Annotated in this window: 17 protein-coding genes and 1 tRNA gene; 5 read left to right on the forward strand and 13 right to left on the reverse strand. The window is 38.0% G+C overall.

The genetic code is table 11. From position 1 onward, the window contains the following. Positions 1-35 precede the first annotated feature (35 nt). On the reverse strand, positions 36-572 hold the full coding sequence (gene ppa, locus DK880_RS00400; RefSeq protein WP_109996884.1) for an inorganic diphosphatase: 537 nt from the start codon (positions 570-572) through the stop codon (positions 36-38). A 253-nt stretch (positions 573-825) separates the two neighbouring features. Here ppa and DK880_RS00410 point away from each other — a divergent pair, with 253 nt between their 5' ends. Then, on the forward strand, positions 826-1701 hold the full coding sequence (locus tag DK880_RS00410) for a deoxyribonuclease IV (protein ID WP_204082270.1): 876 nt from the start codon (positions 826-828) through the stop codon (positions 1699-1701). 50 nt (positions 1702-1751) lie between these two features. Here the strand turns inward: DK880_RS00410 and ruvA are convergent, their stop codons facing one another. Together ruvA and yidC are read right to left on the reverse strand one after the other, a co-directional pair. Continuing rightward, complete coding sequence (ruvA, locus tag DK880_RS00415) at positions 1752-2351, reverse strand: Holliday junction branch migration protein RuvA (protein ID WP_109996886.1); 600 nt, start codon at positions 2349-2351, stop codon at positions 1752-1754. Between the two features lie 101 nt (positions 2352-2452). After that, the gene (yidC, locus tag DK880_RS00420) at positions 2453-4228 is read right to left on the reverse strand and encodes a membrane protein insertase YidC (protein ID WP_109996887.1); all 1776 of its coding nucleotides are present in this window, start codon (positions 4226-4228) and stop codon (positions 2453-2455) included. A 372-nt stretch (positions 4229-4600) separates the two neighbouring features. Here yidC and DK880_RS00425 point away from each other — a divergent pair, with 372 nt between their 5' ends. Next, positions 4601-5719: an HD domain-containing protein gene (locus DK880_RS00425; protein WP_109996888.1), complete on the forward strand. Its 1119-nt coding sequence runs from the start codon at positions 4601-4603 to the stop codon at positions 5717-5719. A 126-nt stretch (positions 5720-5845) separates the two neighbouring features. Here DK880_RS00425 and DK880_RS00430 read toward each other — a convergent pair whose 3' ends face one another. The 10 genes from DK880_RS00430 to DK880_RS00475 form a co-directional block, all read right to left on the reverse strand. After that, entirely contained in the window at positions 5846-6136 is a 291-nt protein-coding gene (locus tag DK880_RS00430) for a YtxH domain-containing protein (protein ID WP_109996889.1), read from the reverse strand. A 50-nt stretch (positions 6137-6186) separates the two neighbouring features. Further along, positions 6187-7344, reverse strand: a complete 1158-nt coding sequence (locus DK880_RS00435) for a transcription antitermination protein NusB (RefSeq protein WP_109996890.1) — start codon at positions 7342-7344, stop codon at positions 6187-6189. Positions 7345-7371: 27 nt separating this feature from the next. After that, entirely contained in the window at positions 7372-8487 is a 1116-nt protein-coding gene (locus DK880_RS00440; protein WP_109996891.1) for a Glu/Leu/Phe/Val family dehydrogenase, read from the reverse strand. Positions 8488-8545: 58 nt separating this feature from the next. Continuing rightward, a tRNA-Ser gene (locus DK880_RS00445) sits at positions 8546-8634 on the reverse strand. Positions 8635-8697: 63 nt separating this feature from the next. Next, positions 8698-9276 (reverse strand): non-canonical purine NTP pyrophosphatase, encoded by a 579-nt coding sequence (locus DK880_RS00450; RefSeq protein ID WP_162534054.1) that lies wholly within the window; start codon positions 9274-9276, stop codon positions 8698-8700. Between the two features lie 237 nt (positions 9277-9513). Next, positions 9514-11829, reverse strand: a complete 2316-nt coding sequence (locus DK880_RS00455) for a penicillin-binding protein 1A (protein ID WP_239302527.1) — start codon at positions 11827-11829, stop codon at positions 9514-9516. 127 nt (positions 11830-11956) lie between these two features. Next, entirely contained in the window at positions 11957-13312 is a 1356-nt protein-coding gene (locus DK880_RS00460) for a LysM peptidoglycan-binding domain-containing protein (RefSeq protein WP_109996893.1), read from the reverse strand. Between the two features lie 119 nt (positions 13313-13431). Further along, the gene (locus DK880_RS00465) at positions 13432-13752 is read right to left on the reverse strand and encodes a DNA-directed RNA polymerase subunit omega (protein WP_109996894.1); all 321 of its coding nucleotides are present in this window, start codon (positions 13750-13752) and stop codon (positions 13432-13434) included. 33 nt (positions 13753-13785) lie between these two features. Beyond that, entirely contained in the window at positions 13786-14433 is a 648-nt protein-coding gene (locus tag DK880_RS00470; RefSeq protein WP_162534055.1) for an outer membrane protein assembly factor BamD, read from the reverse strand. A 91-nt stretch (positions 14434-14524) separates the two neighbouring features. Beyond that, positions 14525-16075 carry an OstA-like protein gene (locus tag DK880_RS00475; RefSeq protein WP_204082271.1) on the reverse strand — a complete coding sequence of 517 codons (1551 nt, stop codon included), beginning with the start codon at positions 16073-16075 and terminating at the stop codon, positions 14525-14527. Positions 16076-16229: 154 nt separating this feature from the next. Between DK880_RS00475 and DK880_RS00480 the strand changes: the two genes are divergently transcribed. The 3 genes from DK880_RS00480 to DK880_RS00490 all read left to right on the forward strand — a co-directional run bounded on the left by DK880_RS00480 (position 16230) and on the right by DK880_RS00490 (position 20888). After that, positions 16230-17201, forward strand: a complete 972-nt coding sequence (locus DK880_RS00480; RefSeq protein WP_109996897.1) for a hypothetical protein — start codon at positions 16230-16232, stop codon at positions 17199-17201. A 221-nt stretch (positions 17202-17422) separates the two neighbouring features. Further along, the gene (gene lysS / locus DK880_RS00485) at positions 17423-18946 is read left to right on the forward strand and encodes a lysine--tRNA ligase (RefSeq protein WP_109996898.1); all 1524 of its coding nucleotides are present in this window, start codon (positions 17423-17425) and stop codon (positions 18944-18946) included. A 214-nt stretch (positions 18947-19160) separates the two neighbouring features. Beyond that, entirely contained in the window at positions 19161-20888 is a 1728-nt protein-coding gene (locus DK880_RS00490) for an ABC transporter substrate-binding protein (RefSeq protein WP_109996899.1), read from the forward strand. Positions 20889-21094: the final 206 nt, after the last annotated feature.

Here is a 21094-nt window from a genome sequence, read left to right on the forward strand (position 1 = left end):
CAAACGCTTACCTAAGCCCCCTTAAAGGTTTAATCTTATTGCCTGTATGGTTCATTTTTAGAGGCAGCATCTATTAAATAGGTCATTGCTTTTTTTTTACTTTCAAAACCTTCTACTTTTACCCATTTCCCTTGCTCCAACTCTTTATAGTGGTTAAAAAAATGTATAATGCGCTTTTTTAAAAGTGGATCAACTTGCTCAATATCTTCAATATGTGCAAACTCGGGCGCTATTTTAGTAGTAGGTAAAGCAATAATTTTTTCATCAGGACCAGATTCATCTTGCATCAGCAATATACCAATAGGCCTTGTTGGGATACAGGCAGCAGGCATAATAGGGTAACTGGTTATAACCAAAGCATCAACTGGATCCCCATCGCCAGCAACGGTATGAGGTATAAAACCATAGTTACAAGGATAATACATGGCTGTCTGTATAAACCTATCTACGCATAAAGCCCCAGAGACTTTATCCATTTCATATTTTACAGTATTGTAATGCATGGGAATTTCCACAATTACATTTACATCATCTGGAAAATGTGTCCCCACTGCTATTCTATCTATATACATTTTAATTAATTAAATTTAGGCAACATGGCTAAAGGAATCGCTACTAGGTATATAATACTTTTTTAAATTATTATATATAAACATCCTTACTATTATTGTAGGCATCCCTGGAGGTAGCCAATGGTAACAAACTGTCCTACTTTCTAAAAGTAGGGAATATCTATTTTTTATCAAAGATAATAGTGCATGATAAACGATATACGCAAGGGTTTGCGCGATGGACCCATCCATAAACGATTTTTTTAAATTATTCATGCATTCCAACCGTTTACATAATGCGATGCTACCGTTGATTGGTGCCCATACCTCTACCAAAGGGGGCCTTCACCAAGCATTAGCACATGGACAAGCTATACATGCTAACATCATTCAGCTGTTTACAAGCAACCAGCTTCAATGGAAAGGTAGGCAACTTAACCAAGTTGCATTGGATGATTGGCATCATACCCTTCATTCTACATCTATAAGTCAGATAATGAGCCATGCGAATTATTTAATTAACTTGGGCTCTAATAATGAAAGCTTACTAGCCAAAAGTAGAGCTGCCTTTGTAGAAGAGGTAGAGCGCTGTTTAGTATTAGGAATCAGTTATTTAAACTTCCATCCAGGTGCTGCAACCGGTTCTCCTATGCTTTCTTGTTTAGACCGCATTATACACAGTTTATCAATGTTAGAACCCTACTTTGCACAAGATACTACCTTGCGTTTACTGATAGAAACCACGGCAGGTCAAGGATCGACAGTGGGATATACATTTGAGCAACTGGCTTATATTATTGAGAAAGTGCAACACATTGTGCCTATTGGTGTTTGCATAGATACCTGTCATATTTTTGCTGCAGGATACGATATCCGCACGTTAGCTGGATGGGACGCAACCTTAGCTGAGTTTGATGCTACAGTTGGGCTTTCGCATCTCTATGCGCTGCATGTTAACGATTCAATGTGTCCACTTGGTTCCAGGAAAGATAGGCATGCCAATCTAGGAGAGGGTATGATCGGTATGGCTTGTTTTCAAACGATCATGCAGCATCCGAAACTCCATTTCCTTCCTAAATATTTAGAGACACCCAATGGAGGTGCTATGTGGGAACAAGAAATAAAATTGCTGCAGCAATTTTACTTATAGTCCAAACTACCTAAGATAGCTATACCTTATTTGAATCCTGAATCTAGGTGTCACGTAGCCTGTAAGGCGCTCTTAATGAGCTCTTCTAGGGTAAGGGGTGTTATACCTTGTGCGCTTCTTACTGTTAGTACAGCTTTTTCAGCTGCTTTTTGTGTTAACCCCAACATAACCAACGCTGTAATGGCATCCCGATCTGTTTTCATTTCCGCTTGTTGGGGCAATGTAACAGTTGTGCCAGCTACATAATCCAGTTTTTGTGCTTGATCGGTTAATTCTAATATAAGACGTTGCGCAGCCTTAAGACCAATTCCTTTAATGGCAGTAAGTGATTTTTCTTCCTTATCCAGGATAACCTTATGCAATTCTGATGGTGTCAAAGAAGACAAGATTGTTAAAGCTGTCTTAGGGCCAATGCTACTAACCGAAATAAGACGTAGCCACCATTCTTTTTCTTCTAAGGTATAAAATCCATACAGTATGTGCGCATCGCTCTTAACGTGCCAAACAGTTTGAAGGGTGCAAAGAGCAACTGCTTTGATTTGCGTAAAGGTATATAAAGAAATGTGTATCCCATAACCTATACCGCCTACGTTTAAAACAAGATAGGTAGGTTCTTTGTATACGATTTCTCCTGTAAGCTGAACAATCATACAATAACACAAAGCTAAACAGTCTATAGACTGCCTCCCCTATGCTCTAAGCATATATAGGAGATCAATGCTAATGAGATCTAGTTTATTAGATGAGTAGATTATTTTTTCTTTTTATTACTCGTCTGTATGGTAGCAGCAACCCTTGCTTGAAAAGAAGTTGTCTCTCCCTGTTTTATTTTCTGCTGCCTGGCAAGTAATTTTTTCTTAATAGCCTCTTCGTCCACAAAATATTTGGTAAGCGCTTGCTGCAGGAAAGTAAGAATATTTGAAATAAAATAATAAAAACTTAATCCTGCAGGAAAAGAATTTAGCACAAGCATAAAAGTAAAGGGCATCACATAGGTTAATCCTTTCATAGGTCCTTCGGTAGGGCTATTTTGACTGCTAGACTTGGCATATAAGATAGTAGATAACGTCATTAATAAAGTAAACAAACTCACATGGTTTCCATACAAAGGGATAGTAAAAGGAAGCTGTATAACGCTATCGTAAGTAGATAAATCATTGGCCCATAAAAAGGGAGCATGGCGCAATGCAATAGCATTAGGGAAAAAATTAAACATAGCTAGTAAAATAGGCATCTGCAGTAAAATAGGAATACAACCACTCAATGGATTGATACCCAGCTCCCTATAAAAAGTTACCTGTGCCATTTGAGCTTTTTGAACGTTAGTCCCATATTTTTCCTTTATTTTATCCAGTTCTGGCTTTACTATTTTCATTTTTGCCATGGAAATAAAAGATTTATAAGAGAGGGGAGCTAATAATAGTTTTACCATAATGACCAATAGAAAAATAACAAGGCCATAGTTAGCGCAATGTTTCTCTAAAAACGCAAATAGGGGGATAATCAGCCATTGGTTTACCCATTTAACAATGATCCAACCCAAAGGTAAGTTTTGTTCAAAGCCTTTGGTTACTTGTTGAAGTATTTTATAATCATTCGGCCCAAAGAAAAAGCTATACTTACCCGCTCCATTGACTTTATCCTGGTCGGATAATGCCAATGATACATCCACTGTTCTGGTAATTTCCTTGCTACCTGACGGCGTTCGCATAGCCATAGTAGTGGAGGCAAAGGCATCTTGTGCAATAATGGCTGAAGAGAAAAAACGTTGCTTGAGGCTAACCCATTTTAACGGCTTATCTATTTGTTTTTGTTCTACCTTATCAGTTGTTTTCAGCTGATCAAAGGTTTGGTCCAATAAATAATAGTTAACCGTACTTTTAGCTGCATCTGCATTGTAATCCGTTTCTAAGCATTGCATATCCATATGCCAGCAGAAGGCAGGTTTGCTATTATTTTGTGTCAGATAGGCTCCCATGCCTACCGCTTTCCAACTGTAACCTATTTGATAACTATTCCCAGAAAGTTCAAATTGCTGCTCTAAATATTGGTCAGCTGTGAGCATTAATTTAAAGACTATGGTAGCCTGTTCATTTTCCTTAAGTTGGTAAGCAGGCAATGCCTCTGTTTTAAAATACAAAGACTTCGTTTCTATTAATACATTCTCATAGGGTAAGACTAGACCCATGCAGCTACTCTGTGCGTCTAGTAAAACCACTTCTTCTTCCTGTTTCTTATACCGCTTCAGTACAACTTTTTGTATGGTACCTCCTTTTGTATTAAATGTTACCTTAAACAATGCATTCTCAACCGTTACATATTTTTCTTCTCCTTGCAATGCAGCGGCAAAGGGGAACCCAGTTTTTACCTGAGCAGGCGCTCCATTGAATGATTCAACAGGCATGCCAGCCTCATTAACAGAAGGCACAACAGACTGAAACGTCTGCTTAGGCTTAAGGAAATGATGGTACAGCAGCATACTAAATGTTGATAAAAATAGCAACCGAATGAATTTATTTTTATCCATATATAATAATATAATTAGTAATTGGTTTCAAAACCACGAAAAATGAAAAATGACGCAATAGAAATGCCCCGACTTTTGATCGTCCGCAGCTGATAGTTAAAGATATTAAATATTTTATGATAAAAACAGTTACACAAAGTGTTACTTTATTAAGGTAGCTAAAATAAACAAATAGTATGATTTTTATTCTATTTTGCAATTTTCTTAATCTTTTCCTAAGATTAGGATACGGTTATGCATGAAGGTATGCGTGTCCTTGCTCACTTGTATGGATTAGGAGACCAATAGAGAAGCCCTAGACTAAAGGAGCAAAAGCGTAAAAACCAACCTAATCAGTTAGTTTAATAAGGAACCATTAATTATTCAGCAGCCATGGATAAAAATAAAACCTTCCTAGAGTCTGGGAGCTTGCATCAGCTGGCAACTGCTCTTACAGCAAGTTCCATTGCCCAAAAGCGGATTAAGGCTACCATACAGGCAGCATGTATATGGGCAAATTTTTTTGAGAAGAGAAAAGATCCATTTGTCAACTATCCAACGATCCGTAGTTTACAAACATCCTACCAAATAGCATATATTGCTGTTACGGAAATGCTTTTAGAGCTTCCTGCTGTTATAGCTACCATTTTAACGCCCTCTTTTGCAGCAGGCTGGGTTTCATTAGAAGCAATAGCGGAACATTTTGGAGAGGAAACGGCTTCTGTACTGGCAGCAATCGATAGCTTACATAGCTGCATTATACAATACAATACCATTGATCAATATGCCCCCTATGTTGAGGCGACTGCCCCTCCCGTAACAGCTGCACTATTAGATATTTGCGATATTATTCGATTGTATTACAATGCGCCAGCTGAAGAGCAGCAGGAGAAAGTCCTTGCCAGAACTAGTAAAACATTTTTATTTGAATTAAAATATTTTTATATCCCATTGGTACATAAGATACGTTTATACGATATACAAACTAAGCTAGCAGATTTCTGGTTTAAGCACACTGATACCATTAATTACTATGCAATAACCGCACAGCTAGGTAAAACAAAACTGGAAAGGCAAAGACAGCTAGATTTTATTGTTGAAGAGGTAAGTTTAATAATGCGTAAGTATGGGATTGATTGCATTATTAAAAAACGTGTTAAATCACTTTATGGTATTTGGCACAAGATGCAAAAATTAAATGCACCCTTTAACCAAATTCATGATCTAACTGCTATTAGAATCATTCTCCTAGATAGCAGTAACAAAACATTAGCAGAGGAGAAAATAATTTGCTGGAGGGTTTTATCTATTCTTAGCAACCTTTATAAACCACTGAATACTATAATGCGAGATTGGATTAGCATACCAAAAGATAATGGTTATGAATCATTACATCTTTCATTTGAAACCCACTATCATGGAGAATTAGAAGTGCAAATACGTACGGAGCGGATGGATTATATAGCAGAACAGGGAACAGCCACACATTGGCAATACAAGTATGGTAAATAATTCTAGGAGTTATGTGCTATGGTAACAGTAAATGTAAATAGTCTTCCTCCCTATAGGGAGGAAACACCACAAAAGGAAACCTATTCATATAGCAAACGTTATAGGAGCCCAACAGATAGTTAGCTCCTATCTTAACTGATCGGTTAACACGCTTAGCTCTTTCAAAATTTTTTCAGCGCCCTGTATTACATCTGTAATAACTTCCTCTCCCATACTTTTTGCCTGATTTGTATTAGCGTATTTATTGCCTATAAGCTGCCGCACAAGGGCCTTCAGCTTTTTACGGTAAGATTTCAAATTATACATCAAGCCACTTCTCACTACTGAACCAGTTTCAGGCGCAGCAAGAATCCCTACTAAAATACCTAAGCACAAAACTACAAAAAGCATACAGAAACTTTTAAGATTCCATTTCATCCTTATTTAATTTATTAAATTAATTGATTTACATTATTTATTTACGAATTTTACCCATCTCGACCAGCTGGTACTTTTTTTAAAAGTTCCTCAAGCATACCATTGACAAAGGAAGCGCTCTTAGCAGTACCGTATAATTTCGCTATTTCAATATATTCATTGATGGATACCTTCATGGGGATCTCTTCAAATCTACGTAATTCCGTTAATGCTAGCTTAAGCATCAATTTATCCAGTAACACCATACGTTCACTTGTCCATTTTTTAGCTGCTTCACCAATCATTGCTTCATACAAAGCATTATCCTGTAGTGTAAACTGTACAAGATGATCATAAAAACTTCCTATTTTTTCCCATCGTGCTTCTAATTTACGCCAAAAAGAGACAAAACCAGCCAACCCCTCTGCTGCAAGCAGCTTAAAAGTAGACGTCAACAACTGCTTTACAATAGAGGCATGCGCACTCCAATAGATATCTATCTTTTCAAAAAAGCTATCCACCTCTTTGTTATTAAAAATAATAGTTTGCACCATGCATTCCAATAATTCTATTGTATCTATTGAACCTGCAGCATCAGCCAGCAGTTTAGATGGTTCCGCTGACTGCAGCAGCTGTCTATACCAGGCTTGCACACAATCTTCTGCTATAGGCCAATGAATGGTTTCTGAAGGGATAGCTTCCTTCCAATGATTCCTATGGTATAATTGCGCGAGCAGCGCATGCTGCGCCAATGCTTCCTTTAACCGAGAAGCATTTCCTGTTATTAACTTGCCTGTAGCTACCTCCGCTTTAGCCATTTTATGCCACTCTATTAGTAGCAATAAAATGTAAAGATAGTCCATGCAGATGTAAGCCTTCGATTGATTCCACCCTTTATGTAAAATTGTTTGATCTTGTATACACGCTTGCCTATAATAGAGTAGATTATTATGAACAGATTGTCCTATTGTACTTTCTTCGTCGCTTGGAAAAAGAGGAGAAAACGGTTCTTTTGCTATGGTTTTTCGAAAAAGTGCAACAGCCGTTGTTTGTTTCTGCTGTAATTGAGCTTTTTGAACAGGCTCATGTACGAAGCAATCAAATAGAAAATCTGTTTTTATTTGTTCGATCGCTTTTTCCTTATGGGCTTGTTGGGCAATCGTATAACCATAAAGATATTGTAAGGCCTTAATACGTATAAAACGCCGTGTAATGAAGCTATTGCTCATTATGTCATTGACTTTTTATTAACGCAATTAACGAACGAAAGCATTTTTTATACTTTGAATACGTGTTAAAGCTAAGGATTGAGCCACTTCTTCTGTTGGGCAGCAGGATTCAGCTGCTTTATCCAATACATGCAAACAAATAGAATAGAGCTCTTCTGTACGCTGCTTGACCAAATTTTTATTAAAAGACCGCATATCCAATTCTGTAACAGCATTGATCAGCCCACCTGCATTTGCCAAAAAATCTGGTACATATACAATTTCTCTTTCAAACAACCGTCTCCCATCTTTTTCTGGTTGGGCTAATTGATTATTGGCTGCACCCGCAATGATAGCGCAATTCAATTGTGGAATTGTTTCCGCATTTAAACTTGCACCCAATGCACAAGGGGCATAGATATCTAAGGGCAAACTATGCAAATGTTCCGTAGTTACAATTACTACTTTATGAAGTTCCGATAACGTCTGTAAACGATCAGGGCAAATATCGGTTACATAAACTACTGCTTTTTCTTGACAAAGCAATGAAACCAAACAACTACCTACTTTACCTACACCTGCCACGCCAATTTTTTTCCCTACTAAACGATCAGAACCAAAAACTTTCTTTGCAGCAGCCTTCATGGCAATATACAGACCATAAGCTGTATTTTCAGAAGGATCTCCACTGCCCCCTAACGCCACAGGCAAACCTATTACATGGCGTGTTGATTTAGCAATCTGAACCATATGCTCCATAGAGGTATTGTAATCAGTTGCTGTTATATAATGCCCTCCTAATCGTTCTACGTAACTACCATATTTACGCAGAATCGCTTCTGTAAGCGTCACGCCCTTTTTCTTGATTAATACTGCTTTACCCCCACCTACATCTAATCCTGCGATAGCTGCTTTATAGGTCATGCTACGGGAAAGCCGTAAGACATCCTGCAAGGCAGCTTGCTCATCTGGGTATGCCAAAAAACGAAGACCCCCAACAGCTGGACCCAATGTAGTATCATGTATGGCTACAATGGCTTGTAAGGCAGTCGCCTCATCTTGCAAATAAACAATTTGTTCAGGTCCCTTTTGTTCAAAATGGGTAGCACCATCCCTATCGGTACTTATAGCATGTTCAAAATAACTTTGTTCTATTACTTTCATGACAAATTTAAACAGATATAAATAATGATTATTAAATGAAAATACATCCTATGTAGCGCGGAGTAGGGGGGATTCGAACCCCCGGTACCCTTTTTAGGATACACCCACTTTCCAGGCGGGCACCTTAAGCCACTCGGCCACCACTCCAAAAGGACCTCTGCATTGCTTCTTAGGAAAACAATACTCCCCTTTCTCAATTTTTTATGTTACCTATTTTTTTACATTATTATTTATAAGATAATCTTTTAACTGTATAAGCGCTTTATAACGATGTGAAATTTTATTTTTTTTTGTTTTATCTAGCGAAGCATAGCACACTGCGTGACCATCTGGTTGAAAAATATAACCCCAATGCATACCCGCTACGCCATTCGTTGCATGGGGCATAATAATTTTTCCATGCATGCTGCCTGTAAACAACTTAACGGGTTGATTAGGGCCAGCTGTGTAGGCAAACGTAGAACGCGCCTCTGCTGTTTTATCTGGAAAGCTTACCAAAAGACGTGCTACTCCCTCTAATCCTATATGGGCTAGAAAAGTTTTAATATAGGGACCAGGTAATCCATTGAGACTAGGACAACTTAATGAAGTATCTTCCACCACTACAGGCCCTTGTAGAATGGTAGCAGCCGTTACACACTTGTTCATAGAAATTTCATCAGGGGACGCTTGTAATTCTGGTAACGCTATATCATAATGAATAAACTTAAAGGCAACGTTGTCCTCCAATATAGCCTTGACATCCTGTAGTTTCAGGGCATTACTCGTAACAAAAGCGATTGTTTCCACAATGTGTTATACTATTTTAATAGGATAATAATGCAAGTTATCGTTTCTATAACGTAAAAACAACTCAATACTTGAAATCAAACGGTAACCCATTGGCTTAACGTTAGTAACCACACGAAGGAATACCTTTTACTGAATGACTATAAAAACTTCCTTTTGCTCTATTTTGTAACGGTTTACTTCAACAAAACGCATTTTTAAGTGCTGAGCTTTTACGGAGGGCAGTTGCGCGCTAGCCTAAAATATTTTATTTACATCCAACATTTCTTTATTTATTTTATTTTGTTTATGTGTATAATTTTCACTATTCACTGCTGAATTAGCATCCGCTTGCCTTTTCTCCTGATCAGCTATTTGTATAATCTGTTTTACTTTATCAGATACGCTACTTCTATCTACCAGTGGCGCTTTTTTATAACCCAACGCCCTATCCTCATATAGCTTTAACATAAATTTTTCCCAAATAGGACGTGCCGTTTGGCTACCAGACCCATTGGCAAAATCCCTAAAATGAATACAACGATCCTCCCCTCCTACCCAAACACCTATACATAGATTTTGGCTTAACCCTATAAACCAACCATCTGAATGATTCGAAGTAGTACCAGATTTACCTGCTATTTCATTATCCTTCCGTAGTTCTGGTGAAACCCCTCGCAAGGCACCTTCATCTAGTGAACCTTGCAGCATATAAGTCATAAGCGCCGCTGTATCTTCATGCATTACTTCCCGATTTTGTGGTATAAAAGTTTGAAGCACATTGCCATATTTATCTTCAATACGTGTAATAAAAAAAGGCTCCGTCCAAACGCCTTTATTTAAAAAAGTAGCATAAGCACTTACCATTTCATAAATGGAAACATCACTACATCCCAACCCAATAGAAGGAACCGCTTCTAAAGCTCCTTTTATTCCCATATTATGAGCGTAATTTACAATTAGTTCTGGTCCAAGTGCCTTAACCAAATAGGAGGTAATAGAATTATAAGAATTGGCCATAGCGTAACGCAAGGTAAGCTTCTTACCGGAAAAATAATTCCAGGCATTTTTACCGGTCCAAGTTTCCCCATTGGGCAATGAAAAAGTAACCGGTTCATCTACTACTACATCTCCAGGTAAATAGCCATTGTCCAACGCTACCGTATAAACAATAGGTTTAAAGGTAGAACCTGCTTGGCGCTTACCTTGCTTAACATGATCATATTGAAAATGTTTATAATTAATACCGCCCACCCAAGCTTTGATATGTCCCGTATGGGGATCCATTGCCATACAACCCGACTGTAGCATTTTGCGATGGTGCTTAAAAGCCTCCCAAGGTGTAAGGTTAACTTGAATAGGCCCTTCCCAAGTAAATAATGTGGTAGGTACAGCGGTATGTAAAGCAGCATGCACAGCTCCTAGATCCCCTCTATGCTTTTGAACCAGCTGCTTGTAAAAGTCTGATTTTTGAATTGCTGTTTCAACATAATCTTCCATTTCTGTTCCATTTTCATAAATCCAAGGATTCGCACCTTTCCAATGGTCATCAAATTTATGTTGTAGCTGCGCCATATGTTCCTTTACAGCGGTCTCCGCATGGCTTTGTATGCGGCTATCTAGCGTGGTGTAAATGCGCAACCCATCTGCATAAAGATCATACCCATTTTCTACTGTCCATTTTAATAAAAAATCACGTACAACTGCCCTAAAATAGGGGGCTATACCTTGTTCATAATTTTCTTCTTGATAATGTAGCTCAATAGGCATTTCACATAAAAGATCGTATTCCGCTTGCTTTATGAAATTATGCTTAACCATTTGTGCTAGTACTACATTTCTAATGTATTTCGCTTTATCAGGATGTAAAATGGGATTATAGCGGGTAGAGGCACGCAAAAGTCCCACCAATAAGGCAGCTTCTTCTACGTGTAATTCCGCTGCTGTTTTATTAAAAAAAGTACGCACTGCTACTTTAATACCATACGTATTGTTCCCAAATGTAACGGTATTAAGATACATGGTTAGAATTTCTTCCTTCGTATAGGTACGCTCTAGTTGAACAGCTAGGATCCATTCTTTTGTTTTGTGAACCAGCATTCTAAGGGATGGGATACTGGCACATTTTCCTTCATAGTTCACTTCCTTTCTGATAGCAAAAAGATTCTTAGCCAACTGTTGGGTAAGGGTACTTCCTCCCCCTCTATTGCGCCTCAATAAAACAGAAAGAAAAAAGGCCCGTGCAAGCCCCCGTAAATCTATGCCTGCATGCTCCCTAAAGCGACAATCCTCCGAAGCAATCAGCGCCTGAATGATATTAGGAGAAAGCATTTCATAGTCAATCGGACTGCGGTTATCTCGAAAGTATTTACCCAATAGGACCCCATCCGCTGAATAAAGCTCAGAGGATAAAGCACTTTGTGGATTCTCTAATAAAGCAGTAGAAGGCATGCCGCCATACAGATTGCAAAAATCAACCTGAACCGAAAAAAGATAAAGCGGTACAATTAGTACGCCCATACAAAAAAACAACCAAATACGCCGTATAATCTTTTGTTCCTTCATACATGCCATAAATAAATATCTATAGAAGAATAAGCAATAGTATGTAAAGTTATTCTTTTTAGCTAAAAGATAGACATAAGATTTCTGTAATATTTACTTTTTTAAACCATAAAAGGGAAAACAGACAGGGTTATTTCTATTTATAGGCTATTGGAATAGTACGGGGTCTTATAAACCGCAACCACACTATCTGCCCTACTTTAAGAAACTCTGGCTCTCGCATACGGTTCTTCTCTAAAAGCATCTTTAGTTTTATACCATAACGCTGGGCAACATGCCATACACTTTCTCCTATTTCCACTACATGGTAGTGTGCACCTCCTTTATTTCCTTTTTCGCTATAATAATAAACCATGCCTGGAACAGGTTGATCTGTTTTATTTATATCATTTACAGTCAAAAATCTATTTACTGTTAGATTAGCTAATTGGGCTAAAGTGGCAACCGTATCCCCTTTCTGCGCTATAATTGCTAATTTGCCATTTGCTTTAATAAACCGAGGGTTACGCAGCTCATGGCAAGGCACAATAGTTGGGAAGATATTGGAGGAACGTGGATCATAATTTATGCTTGTACAAGCTGTAGCTTGCTGGGGTAAAGCTAGAGGGCTAACTACTTTTTTTAAATCTATGCGTTGCTTAGGAGGTGTAAAAGCAGCATGGCGCAGCAAATGCGTATGGCTTATGGGTACAACCAAAGCGCATTTGGTATGGTATGGTACAACAGCTGCCTTAAGCCATTTGTTGTGTTCAGATAATAGCTTACGTTCTATATTGAAATAAGCGGCAAGATCTTGTAGCTTATGGCCATGGTGGCCTTGATCATAGATATGTAATTGCCATAAGGGGTGCTTCTGCTTCCCCGCTACTTTCTCAAACGCAAGCTTAGTAGCTAACACAGCAATAATATAATGATCTGTTGTGTGATCCAACCATACTACTTTAGCCGTATAGTATTGTTTAATGCCTAGTTTTACTACACCTGCCCTGCCTCTATTATAAGCCAACATGGCACCCAACCAGCTATTAAAATAGGCATAATGCCCCTTTAATAAACGTGCAGCAGCTTTGGTAGACTGAAGCAAATGCATTCTTTCATCTACCGGATACCCTATAGGCAATTTCAAATCTAACGCAGTAACTGGATGAATTTGCCAAAAGCCCACATCATTGGTACTACTTACCACATCCCCTACCAGCATACTTTCATGCAAGGCCAGAAATTTAAAATCATCTGGTATACCTTCTTTTGCTAAAATTTTTTCTATAATTGGGAAAAAAAGATGCGTCCTCTCTACTACTTGATTGAAAAATTTTTTAGCCTGTATAAGCTGATTCACTTTTGCCTGCATACGCTTGCGTGCCCCCCGTGTAAGTTTTAAGCGCATGCCTGCAAATTGCACCACAGATGGTACAACTGCAGAGGAGGATAAAGGTGCCGCCCACCCCTTATAGGGGGGAATCCAAATCATTACTATTAAAAGCCAACGCATAGTCTATACAATGCCCGCCTTGCTGCTTTTCGATCAAGCAAAAGCAGCCGTAAAATGTTACTACAGCAGTAGTATGTCATCCATACCTTACAATAGCCTACCAGAGGCATAGTGGCATATTATACCTCTGCCCCTCCTTCTTCTATATAACGAAAAGTCAGATCCCCTCTTAAAAATTCTTCTGTCGCCTCTAGTACAGGCTTAGGTAATTTTTCATAATGCTGCGCAATAGTGTATTGCCTATGCAAATCTAGGCTATCTTTCTCAGCGGCATCAGCGGTAAACTCCTCTAAGCTTCTGTTTAGTTCCTCCTTCATACGTAAGGTAATTTGCTTCGCACGCTTTGTAATGATAACGGTAGTTTCATAAATGTTATCTGTAGAGGCAATCAGCTCATCCACATTCCTAGGCACTAGGTAGACTTTCTTATTTAAATTCATAATAGTAAGTAGGGCAAACACCCTATAGGTATACTAGGCCGTCTTGGCCAATTTTTGTTTACTCTCTAACCATAAACGATCTACAGCTTCCGCAAGAAAACTAGCCGGATAAGTCCGCTTAAAGTTTTCTAATACCACCATAGCCGCACGGTAAAGACCCAAACGAAAATAAATATGGGCTACATGCAAACTTTTTTTCATCAGTCGCTCTTGTAAAGTTTGCAAAGCCTGCATAGCTTTATCCAGATAACAACCTGATGGATAATCAGCTATGTACGCTTCTAAATAATCAATAGCCGTATGGGTAACGGTTTGATCCAGATGCACATCCATCTCCTTAAAAGATAAGCTATATCCCCGCATAAAAACAGCCTCTTCTCTCTTCAGAGCAGCCGGGTTCTGCTCTACAAAGTTATGAAACAGATTTGAACTTTCCTCATACTGCTTTATATAAAATTTACAATAAGCCTGCAAAAATTGCATTTCTAAACGATCAAGCTTACGGGTTAATAACGGCATAACTACCTCCAGTTGCTTGCATGCCTTTGCATACTTCTTTTGCTTAAATAACTGAATAACCTGCTCCTTCTGTTCCGATAAAGGCCTTATAGATGCGCCTGACGGAGAAGCTTCTACCAAGTTATAAGATATAAAACAGATAATCAACAATAAATTTAACAAGGACCTGTATCTAAACATAAACGTTTTCTTCTAAAGAATTTATAGTAATAAGGCAATATAAATATAAACAAGATTTTATCCCTACATTATCTTATTTTTTTACGGCTATTTCTTGGCTATCTGGCGCTTTAACAGTTGGCTTTACAATTGTTTCTTTGGTGGGCCATTGATCAGCATACCAAGCAAAGTTAGTTAATTTCATTTGTTCTTTTGTTAGCAGTGCTACAGGATAAAAGGCACCTATAGGCTGAGGGGTACACTTCATCTCTTCTAATGTATTATCTTTCATGCTAATCTCCATATTATGGCACTTAATATGATTCATACCTATTAGTTCATTTTTCTCCCCCAGCACAAAGTAAAGACTTTCTCCATTCCCATCTATGGACATTCTTTCAATGGCTCCTGCTTTAAAATAGGCAACCATTTTTTGTCCCTTGATTTGGTTATAATTATCAACTGGATCAGCAGAAACCATAAATAAATCTTTATTTACAAACAGTTGAATCTTTTCTTGTTCCTCCTCTATGACCAGATACATATCCTCTCCTGTAATCTGATAGCCCGCACACCAAACAATAGGTTTATTCTGTAAATAAATCGTATTACTTTTAGAATTATAGACTGCACCATCTGCTACCCCTTGCAAATTTTCCTGATACAGCTTAACCTGGCCCAGTGCATGGACTTCTTGTTCAGAACCATTCTCCGTACTATTTTTTTCTACTGAAAGAAACCTATCTGCACGCAAGTACATCGTTTCATTATTAACTACCTTGGTTAACAATGGCTGACCGGTTATCTCTGTTCTTTTTTCTTTCTCCTTCTCAGAGTAGGTAGCCCGCTCCCCAACTATTACAGCAGCCTGCGCTTTGGCATCTAATGATACATTCCCCTCTGCTACACAATTTGTTTTATCTACCATTTCCAAACGATCTGCCTTTAAAACGGTATCTTGATGGTGCCAACTGCCGTTATGCATAACCAAATGATGGGTAGAAGGCAAATAACTACCCTCTTGCTCTGTTAACAAAGTATTATCTTCATAAATAATTTTAGTAGCGCCCTGAAAATAAGCTTCTTTTTTTTCTGTATGATACGTCAGCTGATCACAATGTAAAGCATACGTAGCATCTACCAGAACTACCTCCTTAGAAAAGGTAATCTTATGCCCTCCCCCATCGTATAACCCTGTACGACTGGTTAAAACCATTTGATCTTGTACTAATTTTCCACCATCCAAAAATTTACCTTCTTTTCTTTCAACATCATAGGTCAGCTTGGTTGTATAGAACGTACCACTGCTCGAAGCGCAAATTACATTACCGTCTAGTATGGTCCATTTCTTTTCTGGATAATACGTTAATACATCCGCTTGCAACTGGCTACCCTCCTTATCCACTATCTTTACATTTCCATGCGCTTCTATAAGCTCCTCCGCATCATACTTATACGCTTTATCTGCCGTTAGCACCATCCCACTAGGTTGAAAGGTAAACGTAACATTGCCCTCCAATTTCTTACAACTTTTGTTATGCAGCCTAGCATTCTCCAAACGATCCGCTTTGTAAGCAACCTTATCTTCTTGAGCAACAAGAGGAATAGCTATAACCAGCAGTAGGAAGCATGCAAAATAGTACATAAAGTAGATATTTTTTTTAAACATATTTAATATATTAGGCCTTAAGTGCGTGTTTACTATACCATTGAGCCAACCAGAGTCCCTGATAGGGCCTAAATTTATAGCTAAGTTATGTAAAGCCAAGCTATTTTAAAATCGCTATGATAATATATCTATGAAAATAACGAAAAATTTATACATAGCATGGGTAATGGTACTCCCTCTATTAACAGGTTGTGGAAAAACAGATGATGAATATCTGATTGAGCAAGCTTATATACATGATTATCCTGAAAAATCTGCTTCAAAAGGAACAGTGTATATTGCCACGCCCTATAACCAAAATGCTTACGATAGCCATAAGGCATTATTACAGGGATATGTGCTAATAGGCAAAGCTAATTTTACAAGTTATCCAGTAGCACCTTCGGCCTGCATTAAATTTGGGAGAAAAGTGGGCGCAGAAGCTGTTATTGTATCGCTAAGTGACAAAAAAGAGGTTGTAAAATACAAATCCGTAGCGATACCTGATAAAGAAATCAGAAAAACCACAGAAGAGCATACCAATGCCTTGGGTACGATCAGTGATTCAATGATAGATGCATTATGCGATACGCTATTCGACAGTAAAAGAAACCGTATTACCATTACACCTAAAAACAAAGAAGAAACACAAACAATATATAAGTATGTACAACAACCCTATGTTGAAATACATTATACCCATACGCTGCTTTTTTTAAAAAAAACAAACGCATGCAAGGCACCATGGGAATATACCATAAAAGATTTTATAAGTCAGCAAAAGCAGCAGGAAGATGATGGTAACTATATAGGAGAATGGGTGCATTACCAAATCGGCAAACTAAATTTATTGGCTACAGATAGCGAATATGTAGCCTTTATAGACAAGGATAAAAAATATAAAAACAAAGAAAAATGTATAATCAATAGAAAATTAAAGTGGAAGAATGGAGACATTAAATTGCGCATTAATAAAAGCAGTAAGCAAGGCTTCTACTTAGATAAGAATAAAATCCCTATACCTGTTTATATATTACTGAATCAGTCTCATCAGCTTGAAATAAGGGAACAACAAACAAACAAAGTAATCATTACTTTATATCATTTGCATCCGAAAAAATAATAATTTAACCTAGTTTCAGAATTATAAATCCTTCAATATTTTTCTATGGACACATAGAATCAAATTTTGCCCAGAAGTCGACCTATAAACTAAAAACCACTGTACATTTTTACTTAATAATTTATTTTAGTATTTAAAACGCTGACTAGTGGTAAAACAATATGAACAAGTGTTAATTGGGGATTCAGCATTACCATATATAATATACCAAATCAAAAACCATGCTTGAACTAAGTGAACAAGAAATTATTCGAATTCAGAAAAAAGAAGCATTAGAAGCCATGGGAGTGGCAACTTATCCAGCTTTCGTTACGCCCATTACAGCAAAAGCTGCTACCATTCTTAACGATTATAAAGAAGAAAATAAGGAAAAGTATAGCCATGTGGTAGTAGCTGGCCGTATTATGGGGCGTAGGATCATGGGAGCCGCTTCTTTTATAGAATTACAGGATAATAGCGGTCGCATCCAGCTCTATGTGCAAAGAGATAGCATTTGCCCAGATACAGACAAAAGTAACTACAATATTCTATTTAAAAAATTATTAGATATAGGGGATATCATAGAAGCTACCGGTTTTGTTTTTACGACCCAAGTAGGTTCCATAGCCGTGCATGTTAATGCTTTTCGATTGTTAACCAAAGCGCTTTCCCCATTACCGATTGTTAAAGAAGTTACTACGCAAACAGGTACGCAAAGCTATGATGCTTTTACAGATCCAGAACAACGCTACCGACAAAGGTATGTGGATTTAATTGTCAATCCAACCGTACGCAAAACATTTGAAAAACGCACCCAACTGATACATATTATAAGAGATGCCTTTAACAGCCAAGGTTACCTAGAAGTAGAAACACCTATCTTACAGCCTATTTATGGAGGTGCATCCGCACGCCCTTTTGTTACGCATCACCATACCTTGGATATGCCTTTGTACTTACGGATCTCCAATGAACTTTATCTAAAAAGACTGATTATTGGTGGATACGAAGGTGTTTATGAATTTGCCAAAGATTTTAGAAATGAAGGAATGTCTCGTTTCCACAATCCAGAATTTACCCAAGTAGAACTCTACGTTGCCTACAGAGATTATCTTTGGATGATGGGTTATGTAGAACAATTAATAGAGCAGATAGCGCTTACCCTACAAAGCAGCACCACTTTCCCCTATGGGGAACATGTGATGCATTTCCAAAGGCCTTGGAAGCGTTTTACCCTATTTGAAGCCATTCAGCACTTCACGGATTATGATATAAGTTGTATGGATGAGCCAGCATTACGAGAAACCGCTACCCAGCTTCAGGTAACTATAGAAGATAGCATGGGTAAGGGTAAAATCATAGATGCTATTTTTGGGGAAAAATGCGAGCCGCACCTTATACAGCCTACTTTTATAACCGATTATCCAGTAGAGATGTCTCCTTTAGCCAAACGGCACCGCAATAACCCAGCCTTAACAGAACGATTTGAAATGATCTGTATGGGTAAAGAAATTTGCAATGCCTTTTCGGAGTTGAATGACCCGATTGATCAGCAAAAAAGAATGGAAGAACAGGGTGCATTAGCTGCACGAGGGGATGCAGAAGCTATGGTTATCGACCATGATTTTTTAAGAGCCTTGCGCTACGGCATGCCGCCAACAGTGGGCATTGGGATAGGGATAGATCGCCTAACGATGCTGATGACTAACGCTAGCTCTATTCAGGATGTGCTTTTTTTCCCACAAATGAGACCAGAAAATAAATAGAGGGAAATGTTATTTTTTTTTTAATAATGTTATTTTATTTTTAATAAAAAGTTATCTTAAGGTTACGGTTAATAGTTAAAAGCAGGGAATTTATACGCTTTATATTTGAACCTGCTACTAATGCGAACCGTTTGTAAACGTACATTTAAATAAAAACCAAGTAAGCTAGCTTACTTGGAAGTTCACTATTTAGAAAGTAAACTAAAGTCGCTATATGAAACGTGTTACCATTATTTTAATAAGCTTAGCCCTTGTTTTAGGCATTAAATTTTGGCCTAAAAAAGCCAGTCAGAGCAATACCGAAAAAGTGCTCCATTTAGCAATGGAAACGCGCATCCAGGGGTTAGATCCCGCAGTTTCTACGAGCACATATGAAACGCGTGTAATAGCAAAAGTATACGAAGGGTTGCTAGAGTACCATTATTGGAAGCGCCCTTTTGAACTAACAACCAACCTAGCAGTAGCCATGCCTATCATTTCCGAGGATGGTTTAACCTATACTTTCACGCTTAAGCCAGGGGTATATTTTCAGGACAATGCTTGCTTTCCCAATGGACAAGGAAGGGAAATAACCGCAAAAGACTTTGTCTATAGTTTTAAAAGAATAGCCGATCCCGCGGTGCAATCTCCTTATTTTAGTGAATTAGAGCCAATCATTAAAGGTATGGATGCATTCCGTACGCAGCTTCAACAGCACAAGGGAGACTATAGTATCCCTATAGAGGGAGTGCAGGCATTGGATAACTATACCTTGCAGTTTACCTTAACCAAACCTTCTACGCTATTTTTACATTTCTTAGCGCAACCTTTTGCCTATGTAGTCCCTTCAGAAGCAGTAGCATATTATGGTGCGGACTTTGTCAACCATCCTGTAGGAACAGGGCCCTTTACATTAGGGCAGTTTAGCCCACAGGATAATAAAATCATCCTAGCCAAAAACAAGCACTTCAGGGATAAGTTTTTTCCTACTGTTACAGCGGAGGAACCTGATTTAGCAGATTTAGCAGATTTAGCAGAAGCAAGCGGCAAGAAGGTACCTTTTGTAGATACAATTATATACCATACCTTACTAGAGACACAACCACGTTGGTTGCAATTCAAAGAAAAAAAAATAGATTGTCTCGATCTTGTTTCCGAGTACTTTCCGGACGTTTTCAAGAATAAGCAATTCAACCCAACGCTGCACCAAGCAGGCATTAAGTTTCTAGCAAAAAATGGAGGCTTAGTGGGTTATATAGGTTTTAATTGTTGCCAAAAACCGTTAGATAATATTAAACTGCGACAGGCTATCTCATTGGCTTTTGATAGGGCTGCTTTCAAGAAAACTTTTAGAGAAGATCTAGGGGAAATCGTACATTCTTTTATCCCTAGCTCTTTCGTAGGGTATAGTGAAACGTTTACCAATCCTTACGCTATTTACGATATAGAAAAAGCAAAACAATACCTAGCGGAAGCAGGTTACCCTGGCGGACAAGGATTACCTATACTTACCGTAATTTGTTCAAATAATAATAAAAATCAGCTAGATTTTTTTGATCAATACATGAGAAAAATTGGTATTAAAGTAGAAATACAGCCGTGCATTTTTTCAGAATTGGTAGATAAACTGCACAAAAAGAATTATATGCTAGCTGCTATATCCGAGCAATTTGATTATCCAGATGCATCTGCCGTTTTTAACCTCTTGCGCAATCCATATAGAGGTGGTATGACTATAAGAGATCAAAAATTTAATCAGTTATATGATAAATATACTCAAAAAATGTTAGATCCAGCAGAGAAAGCCAGTGGTTATGCGCAACTGAATGCCTTAGCAACAGAGCTTACACCTGCTCTACTATTACCTTCTTTTCCGAGCTATGTTTTAATTAATAAGCGGGTAAAATACTATCGGCCTTGTCCTTACAACTTTGGAATGGAGCAATACGTAGACGTAGCATAGTAAGGGGGAACGCCTTGCGCTACAGCATGCTACCAATAGTGGGCAAATAGGACAAAAAAACAAAGAGCGGGTAGCGTTATTTTGTTTTTAACAAAAAAAAGCTACCTTAGAGGTGCGCTTATAGTAAAACAGGACTTCTATTATTTAGTTGAGCCACATACGAGCCGGTCATAAAGTAAATTTTAAAAACAAGTAAGATCAGTTTT

The sequence above is a fragment of the Candidatus Cardinium hertigii genome, assembly GCF_003176915.1.
GTDB lineage: Bacteria > Bacteroidota > Bacteroidia > Cytophagales > Amoebophilaceae > Cardinium > Cardinium hertigii_A.